The sequence below is a fragment of the Leifsonia sp. KNZ13-11D genome (assembly GCF_056754895.1).
Map to the genome: position 1 here is coordinate 21,211 of NZ_JBPGWU010000002.1, position 21,209 is coordinate 42,419.

The 21,209-nt window shown below is 67.6% G+C and carries 17 protein-coding genes; 12 read left to right on the forward strand and 5 right to left on the reverse strand.

Going from position 1 to position 21,209, the window contains the following annotated elements; all coding sequences use genetic code 11:
- The first annotated feature begins 365 nt into the window (after nt 1-365).
- The gene (locus ACR9Y5_RS19435) at nt 366-887 is read left to right on the forward strand and encodes a hypothetical protein (RefSeq protein WP_481299634.1); all 522 of its coding nucleotides are present in this window, start codon (nt 366-368) and stop codon (nt 885-887) included.
- A gap of 68 nt (nt 888-955) precedes the next feature.
- Complete coding sequence (locus tag ACR9Y5_RS19440; protein WP_481299635.1) at nt 956-5,890, forward strand: DEAD/DEAH box helicase family protein; 4,935 nt, start codon at nt 956-958, stop codon at nt 5,888-5,890.
- A gap of 742 nt (nt 5,891-6,632) precedes the next feature.
- Here the strand turns inward: ACR9Y5_RS19440 and ACR9Y5_RS19445 are convergent.
- On the reverse strand, nt 6,633-6,884 hold the full coding sequence (locus tag ACR9Y5_RS19445; protein WP_208042449.1) for a helix-turn-helix domain-containing protein: 252 nt from the start codon (nt 6,882-6,884) through the stop codon (nt 6,633-6,635).
- Between the two features lie 139 nt (nt 6,885-7,023).
- Between ACR9Y5_RS19445 and ACR9Y5_RS19450 the strand changes: the two genes are divergently transcribed.
- From ACR9Y5_RS19450 to ACR9Y5_RS19490, 9 genes are all read left to right on the forward strand, one after another.
- Nucleotides 7,024-7,311: a hypothetical protein gene (locus ACR9Y5_RS19450; protein WP_481299636.1), complete on the forward strand. Its 288-nt coding sequence runs from the start codon at nt 7,024-7,026 to the stop codon at nt 7,309-7,311.
- A gap of 59 nt (nt 7,312-7,370) precedes the next feature.
- Nucleotides 7,371-7,583, forward strand: a complete 213-nt coding sequence (locus ACR9Y5_RS19455) for a proteasome activator complex subunit 4 C-terminal domain-containing protein (protein ID WP_208042451.1) — start codon at nt 7,371-7,373, stop codon at nt 7,581-7,583.
- On the forward strand, nt 7,580-8,218 hold the full coding sequence (locus ACR9Y5_RS19460; RefSeq protein ID WP_481299637.1) for a DUF6349 family protein: 639 nt from the start codon (nt 7,580-7,582) through the stop codon (nt 8,216-8,218). The genes ACR9Y5_RS19455 and ACR9Y5_RS19460 overlap by 4 nt, the downstream gene beginning before the upstream one ends.
- Nucleotides 8,215-9,111, forward strand: a complete 897-nt coding sequence (locus tag ACR9Y5_RS19465) for a hypothetical protein (RefSeq protein ID WP_481299638.1) — start codon at nt 8,215-8,217, stop codon at nt 9,109-9,111. Before ACR9Y5_RS19460 ends, ACR9Y5_RS19465 begins: the two co-directional genes overlap by 4 nt.
- Nucleotides 9,112-9,223: 112 nt before the next feature.
- The gene (locus ACR9Y5_RS19470; protein ID WP_481299639.1) at nt 9,224-9,520 is read left to right on the forward strand and encodes a hypothetical protein; all 297 of its coding nucleotides are present in this window, start codon (nt 9,224-9,226) and stop codon (nt 9,518-9,520) included.
- Nucleotides 9,520-11,199, forward strand: a complete 1,680-nt coding sequence (locus ACR9Y5_RS19475) for a DNA cytosine methyltransferase (RefSeq protein ID WP_481299640.1) — start codon at nt 9,520-9,522, stop codon at nt 11,197-11,199. The genes ACR9Y5_RS19470 and ACR9Y5_RS19475 overlap by 1 nt, the downstream gene beginning before the upstream one ends.
- Nucleotides 11,196-12,095, forward strand: a complete 900-nt coding sequence (locus tag ACR9Y5_RS19480; protein ID WP_481299641.1) for a Mom family adenine methylcarbamoylation protein — start codon at nt 11,196-11,198, stop codon at nt 12,093-12,095. Before ACR9Y5_RS19475 ends, ACR9Y5_RS19480 begins: the two co-directional genes overlap by 4 nt.
- A gap of 482 nt (nt 12,096-12,577) precedes the next feature.
- Entirely contained in the window at nt 12,578-13,129 is a 552-nt protein-coding gene (locus ACR9Y5_RS19485) for a hypothetical protein (protein WP_481299642.1), read from the forward strand.
- Between the two features lie 26 nt (nt 13,130-13,155).
- Nucleotides 13,156-13,791, forward strand: coding sequence for a hypothetical protein (locus tag ACR9Y5_RS19490; RefSeq protein WP_481299643.1), 636 nt, complete (start codon nt 13,156-13,158; stop codon nt 13,789-13,791).
- Nucleotides 13,792-13,876: 85 nt separating this feature from the next.
- Here the strand turns inward: ACR9Y5_RS19490 and ACR9Y5_RS19495 are convergent, their stop codons facing one another.
- Nucleotides 13,877-14,353, reverse strand: coding sequence for a hypothetical protein (locus tag ACR9Y5_RS19495; protein WP_481299644.1), 477 nt, complete (start codon nt 14,351-14,353; stop codon nt 13,877-13,879).
- Between the two features lie 364 nt (nt 14,354-14,717).
- Between ACR9Y5_RS19495 and mobF the strand changes: the two genes are divergently transcribed.
- Nucleotides 14,718-18,488, forward strand: a complete 3,771-nt coding sequence (mobF, locus tag ACR9Y5_RS19500) for a MobF family relaxase (protein WP_481299645.1) — start codon at nt 14,718-14,720, stop codon at nt 18,486-18,488.
- An 80-nt stretch (nt 18,489-18,568) separates the two neighbouring features.
- Here the strand turns inward: mobF and ACR9Y5_RS19505 are convergent, their stop codons facing one another.
- The 3 genes from ACR9Y5_RS19505 to ACR9Y5_RS19515 are packed head-to-tail and all read right to left on the reverse strand — an operon-like array spanning nt 18,569 to nt 21,191.
- Nucleotides 18,569-18,820, reverse strand: a complete 252-nt coding sequence (locus ACR9Y5_RS19505) for a hypothetical protein (protein WP_208041929.1) — start codon at nt 18,818-18,820, stop codon at nt 18,569-18,571.
- 20 nt (nt 18,821-18,840) lie between these two features.
- A complete protein-coding gene (locus tag ACR9Y5_RS19510; RefSeq protein WP_481299646.1) occupies nt 18,841-19,521 on the reverse strand; it encodes a hypothetical protein in 681 nt (226 codons plus the stop codon).
- On the reverse strand, nt 19,518-21,191 hold the full coding sequence (locus tag ACR9Y5_RS19515) for a type IV secretory system conjugative DNA transfer family protein (protein WP_208041931.1): 1,674 nt from the start codon (nt 21,189-21,191) through the stop codon (nt 19,518-19,520). The genes ACR9Y5_RS19510 and ACR9Y5_RS19515 overlap by 4 nt, the downstream gene beginning before the upstream one ends.
- Nucleotides 21,192-21,209 lie beyond the last annotated feature (18 nt).

Below are 21,209 nucleotides of genomic sequence, written 5' to 3' on the forward strand. Positions count from 1 at the left end.
GGCAAAAGGCGCCGGACTCCCCGCATTCGTGCACTCCCGCGAGGTGTGCGAGCTAGCGAATTACAAGAACCGTCTGCGCCACTGGAACTGGGGGCTTTTCCCCAGGCCAGGTGCTGTTAATCACGGCCAGGTGTTGTTAATCTCGGCGATGTCCAAGCATCACGAGGAGGCACCGCATGGCAGGCAGACGCCGCAAGGCTTCACCCCCGAAACGCAGCTCGAGTTCGACCTGTGGGGGCTGGGAGATCAGGCGGCGGACGCCCGCATCGACGAGGCGCGAACGGCGGACCCGTCCCCGGTGGAGCAAGCGCTCTCGTCGGGACAGCTCGGCTTCGAGGACTTCTGGAAGACACAAGGAGAGACGCATGAACCTGTACGGCAGGCAGGCGATGGAGAGGTGGGCGAGGCTCGCCCCGACATCGTTGGCGACGATGGATCGACCGCAGGAGTTCTTCGAGGACCTCGGGGAGGAGATTGGGGTGCGGGTGGCCCAGCTGATCCCCGACCTGGCCGGACCGGACAGCCCGAGCGAGTCGGTGCTGGAGAAGACAGGCCGGTTGAACGCGGCGAAGGCGCAGGCGGAGGAGATCGCGTTCTCGGAGCTGGTGACGCCCAGCCCGGAGCCGACGAGCGAGGACGCGTACCAGGAGTGGCGGGCGACCAACGGCCTGTCACTGGACTGGCTCGCGGACTGGGCGGAGAGCTCGCAGAGCCCGGACTCGGCAGCGATGCCGATCGAGGAGTTGGCGAGTCAGCACGGCCTGCCGGAGGACTTCCTGAGGGAGCTGCAGCAGCAGGAGAACCCGTACGGATTCCTTCTGCAGAACGAGCAGTTGCTGGAAGCGCGACTGCGGGCCCGATTCGCGACGCGGCCGACGGAGGACTGAGCCGGTTCATCCCGACATCACAGGAGGACCTTGCGCCTTCTGGGGCCAAGGCACGCTTCGACGCGAACGTGCGCGCGATCATGCTCGCCCGCACGCTGATCGACGAGGGACGCCCTGCAACCGCTGAAGAGAAGCAGACGCTGGCCCGGTTCTCGTCGTGGGGAGCCATCCCGGATGTGTTCGACGACACCAAGACCGCGTGGTCGACCGAGCGCGCCTTGCTGCGCGACCTCCTGTCCCAGGAGCAGTGGGACCAGGCGCGGCGCACGACAATCAACGCGCACTACACCGACCCCGCTTACGTGCGGCAGATGTGGTCGACCCTGCAGAGGCTGGGGTTCGACGGCGGTACCGTGCTCGAGCCGGGCGCCGGCGCGGGAACCTTCATCGGCATGGCGCCGGAGTCGGCCAGGATGGTCGGCGTCGAACTCGACGAGACCACCGCGGCGATCGCGGCGGCCGTCTACCCACACGCGCAGATCCGCGCCGAGTCATTCGCTGACACGAAGTACCCGGCCGGACACTTCGATGCGGCGATCGGGAACGTCCCGTTCGGCAACGTCACTCTGCACGACCCGGTGCACAACGCCGGCCGACACTCGCTGCACGACCACTTCATCATCAAGTCGCTCGCGCTTACCCGACCCGGCGGCATGGTCGCCGTCCTGACCAGCCGGTACACGCTCGACACCCAGAACCCCGCTGCCCGCCGGGAGATGAACAGGATGGCCGACCTGGTCGGCGCGGTCCGGCTCCCCTCTGGCGCACACCGTCGTGCTGCGGGCACCGAGGTCGTCACCGACCTACTGGTCTTCCGCCGCAGAGAGCCTGGCCGCCCCGCTGCATCCGACGTCTGGGAGACGGTTCACGCCCACCAGGTCGACGGTGAGATCGTCAAGACCAACGCGTACTTCGACACCCGCCCCGAGAACGTCCTCGGAACCTACACCATCGGGCCGAGCCAGTTCGGGCCCACGCTCTACGTCACCGGCGACCTGACCTCAGTGGAGAGCGGCCTGCGTGGAGCGCTCGACGGGATCATCGCGGATGCGCGCGAGCGCGGCCAGCTGTTCACCGCGCGCTCCGAAGAGTCCCAGTTGCAGCAGAACGAGCACCGCCCCGAGCTTGCAGAGGTGTTCGACGGGACCCTCCTCGCCGAAAGCGACGGCAGCTTCGCGCAGGTGCAGGGCGGCCGCGCCGAGCCGGTGAAGGTTCCGAAGTCGGCCGCGACCGAGTTGCGCGCCCTGCTCAGCCTGCGTGACCAGGCCCGCATCCTGCTGGAGATGGAAGCAGCGTCCGCCGACGACACCGCCGAGCTCGAGCACGCACGCGAGACGTTGCGCGCCGACTACGAGCGCTACTCCACCAAGTACGGTCCACTGAACCGCTACACGATGCGCGAGACCGGCCGCGTCGACGAGGAAACCGGCACCGCACGCATGGCTCGGATCACCCCGACCGCGACACGGATCCTCCGCCAGGACCCGTTCGGCTCGCTGGTGATGGCGCTCGAAGTGTTCGATGACGAGAAGCAGGACGCCGTCCCCGCCTCGCTGCTCTCGCGCCGCGTCGTGGTACCCCGGCCGGAGGTCCAGGGGGCCGAGACTCCGTCCGAGGCGATCGCGCTCTCCATGGACCGCACTGGAGGAATCGACCTCCCGTTGATCGCCCATCTGCTCGGCACCGACGAGGGCGAGGCGCGCGCCGCACTCGGCACTCTCGTCTACGACGACCCCGCGCTCGACCGCCTGGTCCCCGCCGCCGAGTATCTCTCCGGAGACATCCGGGTCAAGCTCGACGCTGCCCGCGCCGCGGCCGAGGCCGACCCAGACCGCTTTGCACCCAACGTGCCCGCCCTCGAGAGGGTGGTGCCAGAGCCCCTGACCATGGAGGAGATCGCCGTCCGGATGGGCGCGGTGTGGATCGACCCGGGTACCCACCAGCAGTTCCTGCGCGAGATCCTGCGCGACCAAGGACTCACGGTCGAGAACCCGATGCCCGGCAAGTGGGTGGTCAAGTCCCAGACGCGGCGCTCGATCCTCGCCACCGACGAATGGGGCACCAGCCGCCGGCCCGCGCAAGACGTCGCCGAAGCGGTCATGGAACAGCGGGCGCTCACCGTCTACGACGAGCTCGACGACGGCAAGCGCATCCTCAACCCGACCGAGACCCAGGCAGCGACCGAGAAGGCCGAGAAGCTGCAGGCGCGATTCGCGGAGTGGGTGTGGGAAGACGCCGAGCGTGCCCACCGCCTCACCGAGGAGTACAACCGCCGGTTCAACTCCATCGTGCTGCGCGACTACACCGACGCCGGCGACTACCTCACATTCCCTGGCATGGCAGCCAACTTCACCCCGCGGCCGCACCAGCGCGCCGCCGTCGCCCGCATGATCTCCGAACCGGCAGTGCTGCTCGCCCACGAAGTCGGCGCGGGCAAGACCGCTGAGATGGCGATGGGCGCCACCGAAATGCGCCGGATGGGTCTGATCAACAAGCCCATCGTCGTGGTCCCGAACCACATGCTGGAGCAGTTCGCCCGCGAGTGGCTCCAGATCTACCCGCAGGCGAAGATCCTCGCGGCATCCACCGACGACCTCGCCGGTGACAAGCGCCGCCTGTTCGTCGCCCGCGCGGCCGCGAACGACTGGGACGCCATCATCGCAACCCGGACGGCGTTCGAACGCATCCCGGTCTCCCCCGCATTCGAGGCCGAGTACATCCGCGAACGCGTGCACGAGCTGGAGGCAAACATCGAGGCCGCGCGCTCTGCCGGATCGTCGACCGTGAAGATGATCGAGAAGGCCAAGGTCCGCTTCGAGGAGAAGCTCAAGGCCAAGCTCGACAAGCCCGTCGACCCCGGCATCACCTTCGAATCCTCCGGCATCGACTACGTCATCGTCGACGAGGCCCACGACTACAAGAACCTCACCACCGAATCCAACATCGACGCTGCCGCGATCCTCCCCGGATCCGGCCGCGCGACGGACCTCCACCTCAAGATGGAGTACCTGCGCTCCCGGCACGGCCTGCGCGCTGGAACGCTGGCCACCGCGACCCCCCTGGCGAACTCCATCACCGAGGCGCACGTCATGCAGCGGTACCTGCGCCCAGACCTGCTGCAGGCTGCGGGCGTGCTCACGTTCGACACCTGGGCGGCAACATTCGGCGAACTCGTTACCGAAATGGAGATGGGCCCGGCCGGTGGCTTCCGGCTGAAGACCCGCTTCTCGAAGTTCCAGAACGTCCCGGAGATGCTGCGCATGTGGCACGTCTTCGCCGACGTGAAGACCGCCGAAGACCTCGGGCTTCCGGTCCCCCTGCTGCGCGCGCGACCGGACGGCGAGCGTGCACCGCACGTTCACGTCATCCCGCCCACACCCGCGCTGGAGTCCTACCTCGAGCACATCGGCCAGCGCGCCGAGATGGTCGCCGCGAAGGCGGTCCCGCCCGAGGAAGACAACATGCTCAAGATCGCCGGGGACGGCCGCAAGGCGGCACTGGACATGCGGATGGTCGGCGCCGAGCACGCGCAGCCCGGCAGCAAACTCGAAGTCGTCGCCGCGACCATCCTGAACGAGTGGCAGGCGGGCAAGGATCTCACCTACCTCGACACGATCACCGGCGAGGTCTCCGAGAACCCCGGCGGCCTGCAGATCGTCTTCAACGACCTCGGCACCCCCGCCAAGGACAGGTGGGACGCCTACAACGAGCTCAAGCGGCTCCTGGTGGCCGGCGGGATGCACCCCGACCGGATCCGGTTCATTCATTCGGCACGCAACGACGCCGAGAAGGGTCGCCTGTTCGCCGCCGCGCGCTCCGGGCACGTCGACGTCCTGCTCGGCTCGACCGGCAAGATGGGCACCGGTGTGAACGTGCAGGCCCGAGCCATCGCCATGCACAACATCGACGTGCCGTGGCGGCCGGCGGACATCCAGCAGCGCAACGGTCGCGGAATTCGGCAGGGAAACCAGAACGCCGAGATCGCCGTGCACAACTACGTTGTGGAGCGCTCCTTCGACGCGTACATGTGGCAAACCGTCGAGCGGAAGGCGAAGTTCATCGCCCAGGTGATGCGCGGCAAGCTCGATGTGCGGGAGATGGAAGACATCGGCGATTTCGCCCTCTCGGCCGCCGAGGCGAAGGCTCTCTCCAGCGGCAACCCGCTGCTACTCGAGCAGGCGCAAGCCGCCGACCAGGCAGCGAAGCTGGAACGCCTCGAACGCGCGCATGCCCGCTCCCAGCGCAACCTCCACGAGATGCACGCCGTCGCCACCCAGCGCGCGCAGCTCGCCCAAGACCGCATCGAGATCCTGGAGCAGATGATCCCCTCCGCCGTCCCGACCGACGGCGACCGGTTCCGTGCCGTCATCGACGGGCGCGCGTACGACAAGCGTGCGGACGCGGCCGCTGCGATCGCCGTCTGGGCACGAAGCAAGTACCTCGGCTCCCTCCCCGTGTATGCCGAACGCGACCTCGGCGAGCTGGGCCAGCTCGGCGGTTTCACGATCGACATGCGAACCCGACCGATGCTCGGCACGTTCCAGATCGTTGCGGAGCTTCGTGGTGTCCCGAATGCCACCGTCTCGGTAGGCCGGGAAGAGATGGCCTCGCCCGGCATCGGGTACGTCACCCGGCTGGAGAACCTCACCGCGTCCCTGCCCAGACTCCTCACGGATCAGCGCGGGGTTCTCCGTGAGGCCGAGGCCACGCTGCAGGACGCGCAGGCGCGCATCGGCCGGCCGTTCCCCCGCGCCGCCGAACTCGCCGAGGCGCAGCAACGCCTCACCTCGATCACCGCGGAACTCAACGCGCTGGCCACAGAGGCGTCCAAGGCCGCTCCGACGGCAGCGCCGACAGCCGAGGCGGCCGCGGCAGGCACCGGACCCGCCCGGGTCGACGTCGAGGGCATCGCCGCCCGGATAGATGCCCTCACGACGCCAACGAGCCCGCGTCCCGCTTGGGAGACCAACACGGTTGCTCCACCCACACGGCAGATCCGCTGACCGAGGACTCGAGGCGGGAGGGGCTGCGCATCCAGGTAGGTATGCACGCCCCTCCTGCACCCTGGCCCGTGCAAGGAGACGCGAAGGTTACCTCTGCGCGATAGGAGCGGGGTCCGTCCGAGCAACGTCGTCGGAGGTGGGCGCGACGCTGCTCGGTGCCGACGCTGGGCTTCCGACTCCGGGTAGGTGCGCAGCGAGGGACGATCCTCCGAGCAGGGCGCCCAGCAGCGCGGCCGTGACTGTCATCGCGCGCAGTTGCAGTGCAGTTCGCGCGTGGATGCGTGCCCGCTCCGAGTCGCCGGCCTGCCGGATCCTCTCCAGGAGGACCTCATGGCGGAAGCGCTCCGCCGAGCGGGCGGTCTTGGCCGCCTCCCGGATGGTCGATGCTTTCGGTGTCATGACCAGGATGTGCGCGGCACGCATCTCGATCCTCGTCCCCGGCGTGTCGCAGAGGGCGCTTCGCGGTCTCTCGGGGTCGCCGCGGTGGCGAGCACGCGATACTCGGTGCCCCTGTCGGCGTATCTGGTTCAGCCGTTGCGGAGACGACGTCCCCGTAGTCGCGGTGCGAGTTGCCGTCCGGGTTGCCGCTCTTTTCGTACCGCAAGCGGCACGAAAAGAGCGCCCTCAGCTGCGCTCTACCGCAAGGCGCGCAGAGAGACGGGAATCGACCTTTGTCAGTCCGTGGGCGCCGCTATCGAACGTGACCGGGATGCCGGTGCCGTCGAGCGGTGGGCACGAGCGGTCAGGAGTCGCCAGCTGTAGCGGAGGTGAGGTCCAGGGGAAGGTCGATGACCTCGCCGCCGACGGTCACTGAGATGGTGGCGCTTTCGGCCCCGACGGCGACTAGGTAGCTGCGCAAGCTGGTCAGCGTCATCCGGTCCGCTTCACGCTCGAACTTGCTCACCGTCTTGAACGACTTCTCCAGCCGCTCCCCAACCTGCCCTTGCGTCAGGCCCGCGGCTTTCCGCACCAGGTCTAGCTCGAATCCGGCCATCAGGTCCTCCACTCTCCTGCCCCCATTCTCCCGGACGCGGTCCGAGCAAAATCACTCTACCAAAAAGGCGATTCGCCTTGAAAGTAGACTCTACTTTAAAGTAGAATAGAGAGGTAGGCAAGCGACGAGGAGGAAACCAATGAGCGACTACGCGACCACCTACAGACTGACCCCTTACGACACCGGCGACCGCCTGGAGCCGCACGACTGGGTGAAGGGCGAGGTGGCTTCCCCGTCCGGACTTCCGCGGCACGCCATGCCGGATGACTTCGGTCGTGTCGACTTCTGCGACGACGAGGACGCCACCCTCCTCACCCTCTTCGCGGAGCCCGACGGGAAGGGCGGCGTCCGCCTGGTCGTCTCAGGGAACGTGCCGATCACCATCGAGCGCGCCGACGACTCCGAGCGCATCCAGCTCGCCGACTAACAGCTTCGGGGTGCCGCCAGTGGGCGGCACCCCCTCACCCCACTCCGAAAGGACACCCCATGCGGTTCTTCCCTCACAGCAAGGCTCTCGTCCTGCTGACCGTGCTCGGCCTGATCGCCATCTTCGCCAGCTCGCCGACAGTCATCCCCTCGTGGGTCGGGGTCATCGCGGCCATCGTGACCCTGACTTCTTTCGTGACGCTGATCGTCGGCATCATCGCCGGGATCTTCGCCACCTTCCAGCGGACCACCCACCAGGAGGCACAGCGATGAGCCAGCTCACCTTCGACCTGGATGCCATGATCCACGAGATGGACGTGGCGGCCGCGCCCGCGTGGGTCGGTGCACCGCTGCACTTCACCACCGCGTACTGGAACCCGGCCGAGCTCGACGCCGCTTGGAGCCGCTACCTCTTCGAGAACGGACACTTCAACTGCCTCCAGGCCAGCCACATGTGGCACCGGCCCTACATCACCGAGAAGCCGCTCACGGTGGGCGCGCACACACTGGACCGTTTCGAGGCCGACCTGCGGCACTACCACCTCTGCCCCGGGTCCCGCTATGACAGCCCGACGCCGTGCAGCTGCGTCGGAACCCTCCTGCACCAGGTCATCTGCACCGCCTGCGGCTGGCACCACATCACCCCATCCGAGAACGACGCTCTCGCCGCCTGGCACGACCACGCCATGCCCGGCTGGCGCGAGATCCCCGTCGCCCCCGCAGGCTGGCGCGACGAGGTCTCCGGCAAGCACAGCAAGAGCGGCCGAGCCTTCCTCGACGCCTACCCCACCGAATGGACCTTCCCGGGAGCGCCGATCCTCACCAGCCGCGGCGGAATCGGAACCCGCGCCGTGCCCGGACGCAGCCCCTTCGGCGGCTACGACTTCGCAGCGGAGGTCCTCCGATGATCTCCACCCTCACCGCCGGGGCGATCACGCCGCCCTATCCCACCATTCCGATCGCGGTCGGCGAGACCGCCCGCCTCGAGCCCGGATCGCTCAACGTGGAGTGTCGCTGCGGTAACAGCGAACGCTTTCACGCTGCCGACCGCAGCGGGCGGCTCGTCAGCGAGAAGCCCGGCCCGGCCCCAGACGGGCTCGCGGAGATGCCGGAGACCTGCCTCGCCGTGTGCGCCGACTGCGGCCGCGTCTACGACGATGCCCTCACCGACCTCACCTTGGCCGGCCTCGCCGCTGTCGGCTCCCCTGTCCTGGCGCGGATCAACACCGCCAGCACCGAATGGCGACGAGCCCTCGCCCTCGCCATCCAAGCCGCGCACACCGGGGACACCTCCCGCTGCCCCCGGTGTGGCAGCGCCGAGAGCTTCCCGGTGCTCATCTCGATGCGCGATCAGCCCACCTTCGTCACGCGGTGCGCCTTCTGTGGCAGCACCCGACCCTTTGCCAGCCAACCACCCAAGGAGGCCCTCATGCCCGCAACCAGCCTTCGCTTCAACGTGCCCGTCACCTACGGCGACGGCCGCGTCTACATCGCGCACACCGTCAGTGACATCCGCTGGAACGGGTACCTCTGCCCAGCATTCACTCGCGACGTGGCCGATCAGATCGCCGCCGACCTCGCCCAGGATGAAGCCCACGCCCCGGACGAGTTCCGCATCCTCGTGCGCTGGAACGGCGAGCTGCAGGCCTACCTCCTGCAAAGTGCCGAATACGAATCAGCGGGCGATCCGCCCGAGATCGTTCGCGGGCGTGACTCCGAAGGCACGACCGTCTATGGCATCGGCAGCGGCAGCTGGACCTGGAGCGCCGTCGAACTGGGCCCCGCCCCCTCCGCAAGCTGACCGGCCAGCGGTCAAAACATCTACTAAAACGTAGAATCCCCTTGAAAGTAGACTCTACTTTAAAGTAGAGTAGAGAGGTAGGCGAGAGACCCCACAACGAAAGGCACCGACCGTGACCACCATCCGAATCACCACCACCGCGGGGGTGCGGGCACCGCGCCCCCGCCGCATCCCGCGGGCCAAGCAGGCGCGGATGTTCACCGCGGCGTACAGCGTCCTCCTCGGCTTCATCGCCGCTCTGGTGATCGTCGCAGCCGCGGACATCGTCCCCGCCTTCGTCGCTGGTCACATCGGGGCGCGGCCCGTCGCCAGCAGCAGCCTCTGGGCCGCACTGGTCATCTTCCTCTTCGTCATCCCGGCCGTCGCGGCCCTGCAGCTCCACATCGAGCGCACGGGAGGTAAGCGCTGATGCTTCCCACTCTCGAATCCGACGTGACGATGACCGACCTATTCGCCGGGGCCGGCGGATCCTCGACCGGCGCCGGACAGGTGCCCGGGGTCAAGGTCAAGGTCGCCGCGAACCACTGGGACGTCGCGATCGACATCCACGCGGCGAACCACCAGAGCACCGATCACGCCATCGTCGACCTACACCAGGAACGGCCGTCGTTCTTCCCCTCGACCACGATCCTCTGGGCCTCCCCCGAGTGCACGAAGTGGTCGCAGGCCAACGGATCGAAGCTGCCGGACATCGAAGAAGGCCTGTTCGAAGACCCGCTCTCCGACGAGGCGAAGACCCGCTCGCGGCTGCTCATGTTCGACGTGCTGCGCTTCATCGAGCACCACCGCTACCGGCTCGTCGTCGTCGAGAACGTCGTCGACATCGCCATCAACGCGAAGTACCGCACCGCCTGGACCGTATGGCGTCAGGAGCTGCGAGCACTCGGCTACAAGTTCCGCGTCGTCTCCCTCAACGCGATGCACGCGCAGAAGTTCGGCGCTCCCGCGCCCCAGTCCCGCGACCGCATCTACGTCGTCGCATGGCCGGAAGCCGACAAGGCACCCGACCTCGACCGCATCCTGCGGCCCCTCGCCTACTGCTGGAAGTGCGGCGAGATGCGCGAGTCGGTCCAGTCCTTCAAGCCGGGCCGCACGGTCGGCCGCTACCGCCAGGCCTACGTCTACTGCTGCCCCGGCTGCGGCTCCATCGTCGAGCCGGGCTACCTCCCCGCGTCCGTCGCCATCGACTGGTCCATCCCGGGCCGTCCGATCGGTGACCGCCTCAAGCCGAAGACCCGGCTGCGCGTGGCCGCCGGAATCGCCCGCTACTGGGGACCGACGCACCTGGAGGCGGCAGGCAACACCTACGACGCCGCCGACCCGCGCCACCCGCACCACGGCGAAGCCGACGCCTACTACCGCAGCTGGCCCATCACCGAGCCGCTGAAGGCGCTGCACACGAGCAACTCCAAGGCACTCGCCATCCCCGTCGACGGCCGCGACGGCAAGAGCGCTTACCCCGTCGACGAGGCCCTGCGCACCCAGACCACTCGCCTGGAGACCGCGCTCGCCTACGCCCCCGAGCGCACGCCGTTCATCGCCGAGATGTACGGCACTGGGACCGCACGCCCCGTCACCGAAGCCGCCGGCACTTTCACGGCCGGAGGCAACCACCACGCCCTGGTGACCCCGTTCGTCACCCAGTTCCGTGACCGGGTGCGCGACCTCGACCCGTACACCGAGCCGATGCGGACCGTGGTCGCCGACGGCGCGAACCACGCCCTCATCCACCGCATGAACGGTGGCGGGGCCGAGATGACCACGCCCGCCACGGAGCCGATGCGTACCCTGACCACGGCCGGGCACCAGGCGATCATGCAGCAGCCGCGTGGCCAGCGCGCACCGATCAGCGCCAAGGACCTCGACGCCGCCATGGAGCTGGTCCCTGACACCCTGCTGCGGATGTTCCTCCCCACCGAGGTCGCCGCCGGGATGGCTTTCCCCGCCGACTACATGTGGCAGCCGACCAACCGGCTTAAGCCCGTCTCCCAGCGCGACATCACGAAGGCGGCTGGAAACGCGGTCTGCCCCCCGTGCGCCCGCGACATCGTCGGTATCTGCGTCGAGACGATGGGGCTGGTGGGATGAGCGCCCCGGCATCCCTTCTCTCGCAGCGGTGGGGGTTCCGCCAGCACAGCTGGCGGCACCCCGCCGACGGCGGCTTCCACGCCCCAGCCTTCGACGTCGTGCGGCTGCCCGAGCAGCTCGCACGCGAGTTCGTCACCCGGCATCACTACGCCGCATCCTTCCCCGCCGCCCGGTTCAGCTACGGACTGACGACCACCGACGACCGCCTCGCCGTCGACGGCGCCACCGTCGGCGGCCGCGCCCTGGTCGGCGTCGCGGTCCTCAGCATTCCGATGCGCGCCAGCGTGCTGAGCAACGTCTTCCCGGAGCTGCAGCCGAACATGCAGACGCTCGAGCTCGGTCGGCTCGTCCTCACCGACACACCGGCGAACGCCGAGTCTTGGTTCCTGCGCCGCGTCTTCGAAAGCGCAGCCGCCGAGGGCATCCGCGGCGTCGTGTCCTTCTCCGACCCCATGCCCCGCACCCGCACCGTCGTCGACGAGAACGGCAACGAGCGCGTCGACGAGTACAAGGCCGGTCACATCGGGGTTTGCTACCAGGCTACGAACGCGCTGGCCCTCGGACGCTCCACCCGCCGGACCCTGACCTACCTGCCGCGTCACGGGCTCGTGCTCAGCGACCGCACCCTGCAGAAGATCCGCGCCCAGGAGTCCGGCGCTGACGGCGCGGAACGCCGCCTCGTCGCCCTTGGCGCACCACCTCGACGCGCCAACGAGGACGCGGCAGCGTGGCTCCGTCATGCACTCCAGGAGCTGCAAGTCACGCGCGTGAGACACCCGGGTAACTACCGCTACGCGTGGGCGATCGGCACCCCCAGCGAGAGGCGTCGCACGCGGATCGGACTGCCCCGCACCCCGTACGCCAAGCCCGACCAGGATCTGCTCGCGCTGCTGTAGCCGCCAGCGCCGGCCTTCGGGCCGGCGTGAAGGCAGGCTCCGCCGCCCTCACACTCCCGCGGCCGAGGCGAGCACTGCGACAACCAGTTGGACGAGGAACGGGACGGGTAGCCGGAGCATCGAGAGGGGGAATCGTACTAGCGGCCGCTCTCCGCCTGTCAAGGGCCGCTCCCTCCCCTGCATCTGCAAATGGCCGGGGAAGGTGCTCCGCACCTGCGATCCAAGACTCGTGCGCGCTGGGGGTCGGTCGGAACCCTTGACAGGCTCCGGCGTCCGCCAAGTCGGTCCCCTTATTCGATGATCCGCCCACCTCTGATTCCGCGGACACCTAACGAAAGGGAAGAACCGATGAACACGCAGAACACCACCAGCAGCTTCGACCAGATCGGCGGCTACGAGGTTCCCGTCGACCCCATGGACCTGCTCGGCTGCGACTCCTGCCAGTAAGTCCCACCACCAGCTGACCGCGAGAGGAGAAGACGATGACCCGCTACACGCCGACCGAGATCCTGCAAGCCGGGATCGACGAGACGCGCGAGACGTTCGCCGACCTGTACGTCGCCACCGACCGCGCCCGCAAGGCGATCGACTTCCACTGGCACCGCGCGAACATCGACGCGGAGGTCCAGCCGATCAATGGTGAAGAGCGCCTGCCGGAGCACGGCGCCGGCGCTGGCTTCGGCAACGAGCTCGCGCTCCCCGCCCGCCACATCGACCTGACTCGTCTCACTGACGCCGGCCTGGCGCTGTTCGCGATCGGAGCGCGCATCGCCCTCCTCGAGCGGGACGAACTGATCGCGGAGCACGAGCGACTCACCGAGCAGCTCCGCTGGGCTCGCAACCTCCCGACCAACGAGGAATGGCGTCACTACGTCGCGACCCTGATCCGCAACCACGACGCCTACCTCCACCGCCAGCGCCCGCTGACCTCCACCCCCGTCACCCCGTCGGCATGGCCCGTCCGCGTCCCCGGAACCGACACGGTCCTGCCAGCCACCGCCCCCGACCACCGCGCGCTCACCGCAGCCGCGTAGACCGAACACCCGCGAAAGGAACAGACATGGCTACCAAGAACGACGCGACCTGGCTCGAGCGCAAGCTGACCGAGCTCTGCCCCAACATCACCATCACCGTCACGCGCGATGCACAGAACAGCCTCGTCGCCACCGGCAGCAGCACTCTCGGCTCGTTCACCGAACGCAGCACCGACCACGACGTCGACACCCGCGACGAGTTCTACAGCGCCATACGCGGATACTTCCTCGACCTCGACGACGACACCGCACGTGCCGCCGTCAAAGCAGCCGTGCCTGAACTCCCATACCCCCAGCTCCCCCTCACCGGACAGGAGCCCGCCGGAACTACCAGCCCGGACGCCGACAACGGCGTCGACTACATCGGCTGCGGAGCCGCCGAGTGCGCAGGCGACTGGGACGTCTCGTACCTCGCCGCCGACGGTCACCTCTGGGACAGCCGCCGGATCAGCGCCGACGAGGAGAACGACATCCTCGCCGGTTACACCGTCTGCAACCACTGCGGCCGTGTCTACCCCAACGCCCACCGATACCGCGGCCCGATGCCGACCGTCGCCCGTGTGGACGTCACCACCGACGCGTGGCTCGACGCACTCGACCTGTACAACCACCGCACGTTCGCCACCAAGCTCACCCGCCCGGCCAACCAGCAGGGACGCTGAACCCGATCTGACAGCTGCCAACGCGAAGCGGCGGGGAGAACCAAGGTGGTTCGCCCCGCCGCTTCGTCGTGCGCGCGTCCAGCGACTACGCAGCCACGTGCTCGCCGTCACCAGCGGACTCGATCGGCTGCTCCGCCGAATCCTGCGACGTCGAGATGCTTGGCCACGATGGCCCCGCAACCTCCGACGTCGGCACGGTGGCCGCCGGCGCGCCCGCGGCCGGCGAGGCGTCGACCAGCTTCGACAACCGGGTGACCTCCGCCGTGCTGATCCCCAGCAGCTCCGCGATGGTCGCGACCGTCTCCAACGAGCGCAGCTCCGCGATCACCTTCCCCTGCTGCACCTCGAGCGCGCTCTGCTGCGCGTCGAACTCCCGCATGGCCTCCTCGCGCTGCGCCGCGAGCTGATCGAGCTTGTCGAGCGACAGATAGTACGTCGTCGCCGCATCCTCGATCCGGGCTTCCTTCTTCTTCTGCTCCTCCAGCTGGGCCGCGCGCGCGGCCCGCGCACGCTCACGCGCGAGGGTGGATGCGGACTTGGGCTTCGTGGTCTTTGCCGACATGGGCACACTCCTTCATCGAGTTGTCCATGCTCAACCTCCACTTGAGCACCTAACGCCGCGATTCTATCCGGCCGCCGGCCATCGCCGCAGGCGGCGCAGCACTTCTGACAGCGAAGCCGAGTTGCCTACCAGCCAGCCAGACGACCACGAGCCAGCATCAACATCAGCTCACCATCCAGAGCAGGCAGCACCACGACGACAGTCAAACGCAGAGCCGAGCGATACCAGGCCTCAGAGCAGCGACCAGCTACACTGAGACACCAGAAACAACACACCTCTTGCACTAGCAGTGTGCGGAACGGCCAAGCAGGAGCAAAAGGGCTGATAAGCCCGTGAATCTGACCCGAAAGGAGGGCGGCTGCCGATGATGACAGTCCACGTCCTCCACGCCGGAGATGGGTACACCTACCTCACCCGGCAGGTCGCCTCGCACGACCAGACACGCAAGCGCGGCGAAGACCTCACCGACTACTACACCGCCGAGGGAAACCCGGCAGGCGTCTGGTTCGGCAAGGGAGCAGCTGCGCTCGGGATGTCCGGCGAGGTCTCCGAGGAGCAGATGAAGGCCCTCTTCGGCGAGGGGCTGCGTCCGGACGCGGACGAGTTCATCAAGGCCAAGATCGCCGAGGGAATGAGCGCGAAGGAGGCTCACGCGGCCGCGCGGCTGGGGCGACGATTCATGGTGCCGCAGACCGGGACCGACGAGTGGGCGAAGATGGTGGGCGCGGCCTACCGCGAGTTCCGCACCGCTCACGGCCGCGTTCCCGAGCCGGGCGTCGAGCGCGATCTGATCCGCTGGGACCTCGCCACTGCCCACCTGCAGGAGCAGCTGGGACGGGCACCGAAGGACAACGAAGTGTCCCGTTTCCTTGCCACGATCGGCAAGCAGGACCGTCAGCCGGTCGCTGGGTATGACCTGGTTTTCACCCCCTCCAAGAGCTTCTCCGTGCTCTGGATCCTCGCCGACAAAGAACGCTCCCAGCAGCTACACGAGATCCACAACGACGCCGTCCGAATGACCCTCAGCTGGATCGAGCAGGAAGCGGGAAAGACACGCGTCGGCGCCGGCGGGGTCGCCCAGATGGACACGCACGGGCTCACCGTGACAATGTTCGAGCACTTCGACTCCCGGTCCGGTGACCCCAACCTGCACACCCACGCGGCCGTCTCCACGAAGGTCCAAGGCATCGACGGCAAGTGGCGGAGCCTGGACGGACGCATCCTCCACAACCTCGGCGTCGCCGCCTCCGAGCGGTACAACATGCTCGTCCAGGTGCTGTCCATGCAGCGCCTCGGGCTGGCATGGACCGACACCAGCCGCGGCCGCGACAAGCGCCCCGTTCCGGAGATTGCCGGCGTCGACCAGGACCTGTGCCGGGCGCGCTCCAGCCGCCGAGTCGCCATCGAAGACGAGTACGCCAAGCTCGTCAAGGAGTACGTCATCACCCACGGCCACACTCCCCCGCGCAAGGCGCAGCAGGCCATGTTGGAGAAGGCGAACTTGGCCACACGCGAAGCCAAAGACCAGCTGCGCAGCCTGGACGAGATTCGCGACACCGAGGCCGAGTTCGCCGAACGATACCTTGGTGCTGGCGGCACCCAGACCATGCTCGACGCCGCATTCAGTGCGACCGATATCGGCGAACGCGCCCGCATCCTGGAGCCGATGAACCTCAACCAGGTCGCCGAGTACGTGCTGCGCAACGTCGAGAACTCACGCACCACCTGGCGCATCGACCACCTTGAGGCCGAAGCCAACCGCGCCGTCGCCGCGTACTTCACCACCCACCCCGACCTCGATCCGCTCGCCTTCCGCGACGCCCTCCTGCAGCGAACGGTCGACCTCTCAGTGCGGCTGACCGCGGACGAACCGAACCCGGTTCCCGCGGCGCTGCAGCTCGCCAACGGGTCCTCGATCTACCGCCTTTACCGCGGCGAGACCTACACCTCACAGCGCATCCTTGACACCGAAGAACGCCTGGTCCAGGCAGCACAGACCACCGCCGGATTCCGCGTCCCGGAAGACGTTTTCGACGCGACCCTCGCGCAGGTGAACGCCGCTCAGATCGCCGCTGGCAAGTACGCGCTCGACCCGACCCAAGCTGCACTCGCCCGCCACTTCGCCTGCAACGGTGGACTCATCGACATCGGGATCGGCCCCGCGGGAACCGGCAAGACCACCTCCATGCGCGCCTTCGCCCGCGCCGTTGAAGCCGCCGGCGGCCGCGTGCTCGCCGTCGCACCGTCTGCCGCGGCGTCGACCGTCCTGGCGGAAGAGATCGACGTCGAAGCCGACACCGCCGACAAGCTCATCCAGATCCACACCACCGGAACGCCCGAACAGCGCGCCAGCGACCGGTACCGCATCGACGCCAACACGGTGCTCCTGATCGACGAGGCCGGCATGGCGAGCCTCCCCATGTACGCCAAGCTCCTAGAACTGGCAGAAGCTCACGGAGCCAGCATCAAGGCCCTCGGCGACTACCAACAGCTGGCCGCTGTCGAAGCCGGCGGCACGCTGCGGCTACTCGACAAGACCGTCGGCGCCGTCGCACTCGAACACGTCTACCGGTTCGTCGACCAGGAAGAAGCCGCAGCCACGCTGCGCCTGCGGGACGGCAAGGAGACCGCACTCGACTTCTACGTCACCCGCGGCCGCACTCACGGTGGACTGCGAATGACGCTGCTGGAGGACATCTACGACGCCTTCCTGCGCGACGAGGCCGACGGCAAGGAAGCGCTCATGCTGGCGGCCACGAACGAGGAAGTCGTCGCGCTCTCCGCCCGCGCCCGCATCGACAAGATCGCGGCCGGAACCGTCTCCCCTGAGGGCCCGACCCTGCACGACGGCAACCGCGCCGGCGTCGGCGACCGGATCGTCACCCGCGACAACAACCGGCGATTGCGCGCCAACCAGGGCAAGGACTTCGTCGCCAACGGTGACCTCTGGCACGTCCTCGAAGTCGGCGACGACGGTTCGCTGAAGGTCAAGAGCATCCGCCACGAGGGCGTCGTGACGCTCCCGGCCTGGTACGTGGCCGAGCACGTCGAGTTGGGCTACGCCACCACCGTCAACCGCTCCCAGGGCATGACCGTCGACACCACCCACACGATGATCGACCCGGACGGGACTGCCCGCGAACAGCTGTACGTGGCAGCGACGCGCGGCCGCCAGGGCAACCACCTGTACGTGATCACCGACGACACGTTGGGGGCCGACGGCCACCGCCCTGACCGGGATAAGGACTCCATCCTCCACGGCCTCGAACGAGTCCTCGCCCGCGAACAGGCAGAGCTCTCCGCCACCGAGACACTAGAGCAGGAGCAGGAGGCTGCAAACTCGCTGCAGCGGCTCGTGCCTGCCTATGAGGACGCCAACGTGCGCGTTCTCGGCGAAGTCACCAAGATGAAAATGGAGATCATCCTGCGCAGCGTGCTGGACCGCGACGCGGCCGGCCGCGTCACCGACGACCCGGCGTGGGCGGCGCTTGCCGAACGTCTCGCCGCGCACGAAGCGCGCGGGTCGGACGTGCGAACGGTCCTCCGCAACGCCACAGCGAGCCGGGACATCGACGGCTTCAACGAAGCTCGGTCCTTGGCCAAGGTGCTCCACTACCGGGTAGGCGACCCCGCCGGCGTACCCACTATCGAACTGCCGTCGTGGATCACCCCGGCACCGGGAAGCGTCGGGCACGACCCGACGGTGCGCGATTGGGTGAACCAGCAGGCCGACCTCATCGCCAACCGCATCAACACCCTCACCGACCTCACCGAAGCGACCCGGCCTGTGTGGATGGAGTCGCTGGGCAGCGCCCCGGAGGGCAGCCAGCGGGCACTTTGGCGGCGCAACCTGGCGCGGATCATCGCGTACCGCGACTATCACCACATCTCCGCAGACACACCACTGGGGCCGCCACCTGCCCACGATGACCCGGCCTACGCAGACGCGTTGGCGGCGCTGCGAGAGCTTCGGGCGTCGGCGGCAGCCAACGGCCGACCCACCGCAGAAACTTCCCCGGCCGATCGCGTCGACGTCGCGGAACGGGTGGACAACGTCACCGCGGCCCCGACCAGTCGCAGACCGCTCGACGTCGACGAGGAACCCCACCGCTCTCTCAGCGGGCCAGAGCTCTAACCGCCCGCCAGCACACAAACGACCGCCTCCGGGATCACCGGAGGCGGTCGTTTGTACGCGGGATTGGTGGGGACGTCACATCACGCAGTCGCCACGAGGGAAAGTCCTGAGGCTGCAACCGCGGGCGATGGCTCTCCCGCCTTGCGTGTGAGCGCGGTGCGGCGGATCAGAGTGTCAACGATGGTGATGGTTCCGTTGCCGGCGGATGACGTTGTCGTCGTCAGTGTCCAGCCACGCAAGATGAGGGTGGCAAGGCGCGTCTCACGCTCGCCGATCCGTCGCTCCTGTTCGGTGCTGGATGCTGGTCGGAAGGTGGTGACAACGGTGGTCACCGGAGAGTTGTCACCATCCCTCATTCGGCCCAGTCCTCCTCCGTCGGCGGTGCGTCCGCATCCGTGAGCGCGGGCGGGCCGTCGGCGCGTACGGGCTCCGGGACGTGCTCTCCCTCTGGGCGTGAGCGAAGATCGTCGAGCACGAACTCGGCGAAGTTGTCGTCATCAGGAGTCCTGGGAAGGGGGTCCGCGGGCGTCCACGGTGCGTCGGTGGCGTGGCTGGTTGGGAACAGATTCAGAGCCCGCATCCGTTGGAAGGTGGGCCACAAGCAGCGTTCATGCCACTCAACGAGGTCGAATGATGGCGCTGCTCTCGTGCGCCGGTAGACGTACTGGTGGGAGACCATCAGGGCGGTGAGCATTTCGACCGCGACCGGATGCTTGTACCAGTCGTTCAGCAGACGATAGGTGTCGTCGCCGCTGAGATGGACGAGGTATCGGTCGCGCAACCAGTTCACCCAGTCATAGAGCTCAGCCCACAACTCCTTGGCCGCGTCCTGGTCGAGTGTGCGCCACGACCAGGGGCCTCCGGGGCGCGCCTCGAGCCAGTCGAGGATCTTGGTCATCTGACCGCCCAGGCCCTGGAAGGCTCCTTCGAGGTTGTCGATATCCTCTGCTTGCGCTCCGATGCGGCCTTCATGGTCGGCGACTGTCGCGCCGAGCGTGAGTGGCCCGAGCGGCTGCTTCTTCCTGCGGCTCATGCGGCAAGCCCTAGCTCGCTCCGGGTGTGGCTCTGGCTCATCTCGTAGTCACCGGCATCGTCGCTTTCCCACCATGCGGGCAGCCGCACGATTACGGCTGGGAGGTTCCGGTAGAACATGATCGCCATGCCCTCGTCGAGCGCATGCAGACGGCCGACCGTGAATACGTCGGTCTCCTGGGTGGAAGCCGACGTGGACGTGCCGGACGGCCCGTCCGTAGTTGACTCGCGAGTGACCTCACGCTTGTCCGCGAGATTAGAAAGCTCGCGGAGGAAGTCGTAATCGCGCGACCCACCGAACAAGATCAGGCAGGACGAGAGCCGGAGGATGATGTCCGCGCCTTCGGTGCCGAAACGCTGCTCGCATTGCTTGCGGCCCTGGAGGATGGCAGCGACCTGAATGCCGTGCCCGCGCCCGTCGGTCATCAGTGACGGCGCAGACGGGAGCGGACACACGTTGGCCAGCTCGTCGAGCACGATCGTCAGCACGGGGCTGAGCGGCTTCTGCTCGCCTGCGTCCATAGCGGCAGACTGGAGGGACTCGACCAGGGCGGTGATGACCGGAGCCGCCAAGCCCTTCTTCTTGCTCATCAGGTAGAGGGTGTCGGTGGAGGCGATGAACGCCTCGAGGTTCAGCATGATCACGCCGTCGGCCGGGCAGACCGCGTCGAGGATCTCGTCGATCGCCAGCGCCTTCAGCAGGATCGTGATGGTCTGCTGAATGTTGTTACGTGTCTCGACTGCATCCCCGCGGGCAAAGGTCTTCAGGTCATTGAACCAGCGGTGGTTTGCCTTCGGGTGCTCGCGAAGGATCGTGTACGGCGTGTTGTTGGAAAGGTCCTGCATCCAGTCGATGACGTCGCGGAACGTGTACTTCTTGTCACTGCCGGGCATTCCCAAGGCGGCGGCGTGCATCATGCAGCGCAAGATCAGCGAGGCCGACTCTTTGAAGAACCCGGAGTTCTTTGAGTCCCCGGACAGCGGCATCGCGTTGGCGATCGCGTCGGCGCGCTCCATCGCCACCGCCGCACTCTCACACCCCGCGACGATGTCCCAGTGGACGCGCCACTTCCATGGAAGGAGTGTGCGGTATTCGGGGGCAAAGGTGAGGGCACGACCGACGCGGCCGCGGATCCACGCGGTGAGCAGGAACACGTCCAGGCGCGTGGAGGTGGTCACGCAGGCGCCGGCAGCGCGCGCGACCATTTGAACGACGAAGCGCATCGTCTTACCAGCGCCGGATGAAGCGACGACGGTGAAGGAGTCCTCGCTGTTGGCGTGGAACGGTTTCCTGCCGATGAACGCGAACGGATGCGGGAGCGTGTTGGTGCGTGCGTTCTGTTTCCGCCGGTGTTGCGCCGTCATCAGGCCGTTGTCGTCCGAATTACGACCGGGGTGGAGGCGGCGGATCGCGACCACGATTGCCCACCATAGAAGGGCGCCGACGATCAGGCAGGTCACGAGCACCGTCACGAATGCCGGCAACGATCCGAGGGTGACACCGTGCGGGAGCGGCTTCCCGATGACGAGGGAAAGCAGCACGATCAGGCTGCGGAGCGGGTTGGTGATGGGGACACCGGAGCCCGTGAGGACGAGCGCGATGTGGGCGCTGGCGAGAATGATCAGTCCGCCGAGCGTGAAATCGATCTTGGCGCGGGTTTCGCTGGACATGGGAGTTCCCTCTCGTGG

Bases quoted from the DNA above. Each gene is read 5' to 3' on its own strand.
- ACR9Y5_RS19435 (WP_481299634.1), top strand. From the start codon at position 366: ATGAACCTGTACGGCAGGCAGGCGATGGAGAGGTGGGCGAGGCTCGCC.
- ACR9Y5_RS19445 (WP_208042449.1), bottom strand. From the start codon at position 6,884: ATGGCCGGATTCGAGCTAGACCTGGTGCGGAAAGCCGCGGGCCTGACG.
- ACR9Y5_RS19450 (WP_481299636.1), top strand. From the start codon at position 7,024: ATGAGCGACTACGCGACCACCTACAGACTGACCCCTTACGACACCGGC.
- ACR9Y5_RS19455 (WP_208042451.1), top strand. From the start codon at position 7,371: ATGCGGTTCTTCCCTCACAGCAAGGCTCTCGTCCTGCTGACCGTGCTC.
- ACR9Y5_RS19460 (WP_481299637.1), top strand. From the start codon at position 7,580: ATGAGCCAGCTCACCTTCGACCTGGATGCCATGATCCACGAGATGGAC.
- ACR9Y5_RS19465 (WP_481299638.1), top strand. From the start codon at position 8,215: ATGATCTCCACCCTCACCGCCGGGGCGATCACGCCGCCCTATCCCACC.
- ACR9Y5_RS19475 (WP_481299640.1), top strand. From the start codon at position 9,520: ATGCTTCCCACTCTCGAATCCGACGTGACGATGACCGACCTATTCGCC.
- ACR9Y5_RS19480 (WP_481299641.1), top strand. From the start codon at position 11,196: ATGAGCGCCCCGGCATCCCTTCTCTCGCAGCGGTGGGGGTTCCGCCAG.
- ACR9Y5_RS19485 (WP_481299642.1), top strand. From the start codon at position 12,578: ATGACCCGCTACACGCCGACCGAGATCCTGCAAGCCGGGATCGACGAG.
- ACR9Y5_RS19490 (WP_481299643.1), top strand. From the start codon at position 13,156: ATGGCTACCAAGAACGACGCGACCTGGCTCGAGCGCAAGCTGACCGAG.
- ACR9Y5_RS19495 (WP_481299644.1), bottom strand. From the start codon at position 14,353: ATGTCGGCAAAGACCACGAAGCCCAAGTCCGCATCCACCCTCGCGCGT.
- mobF (WP_481299645.1), top strand. From the start codon at position 14,718: ATGATGACAGTCCACGTCCTCCACGCCGGAGATGGGTACACCTACCTC.
- ACR9Y5_RS19510 (WP_481299646.1), bottom strand. From the start codon at position 19,521: ATGAGCCGCAGGAAGAAGCAGCCGCTCGGGCCACTCACGCTCGGCGCG.
- ACR9Y5_RS19515 (WP_208041931.1), bottom strand. From the start codon at position 21,191: ATGTCCAGCGAAACCCGCGCCAAGATCGATTTCACGCTCGGCGGACTG.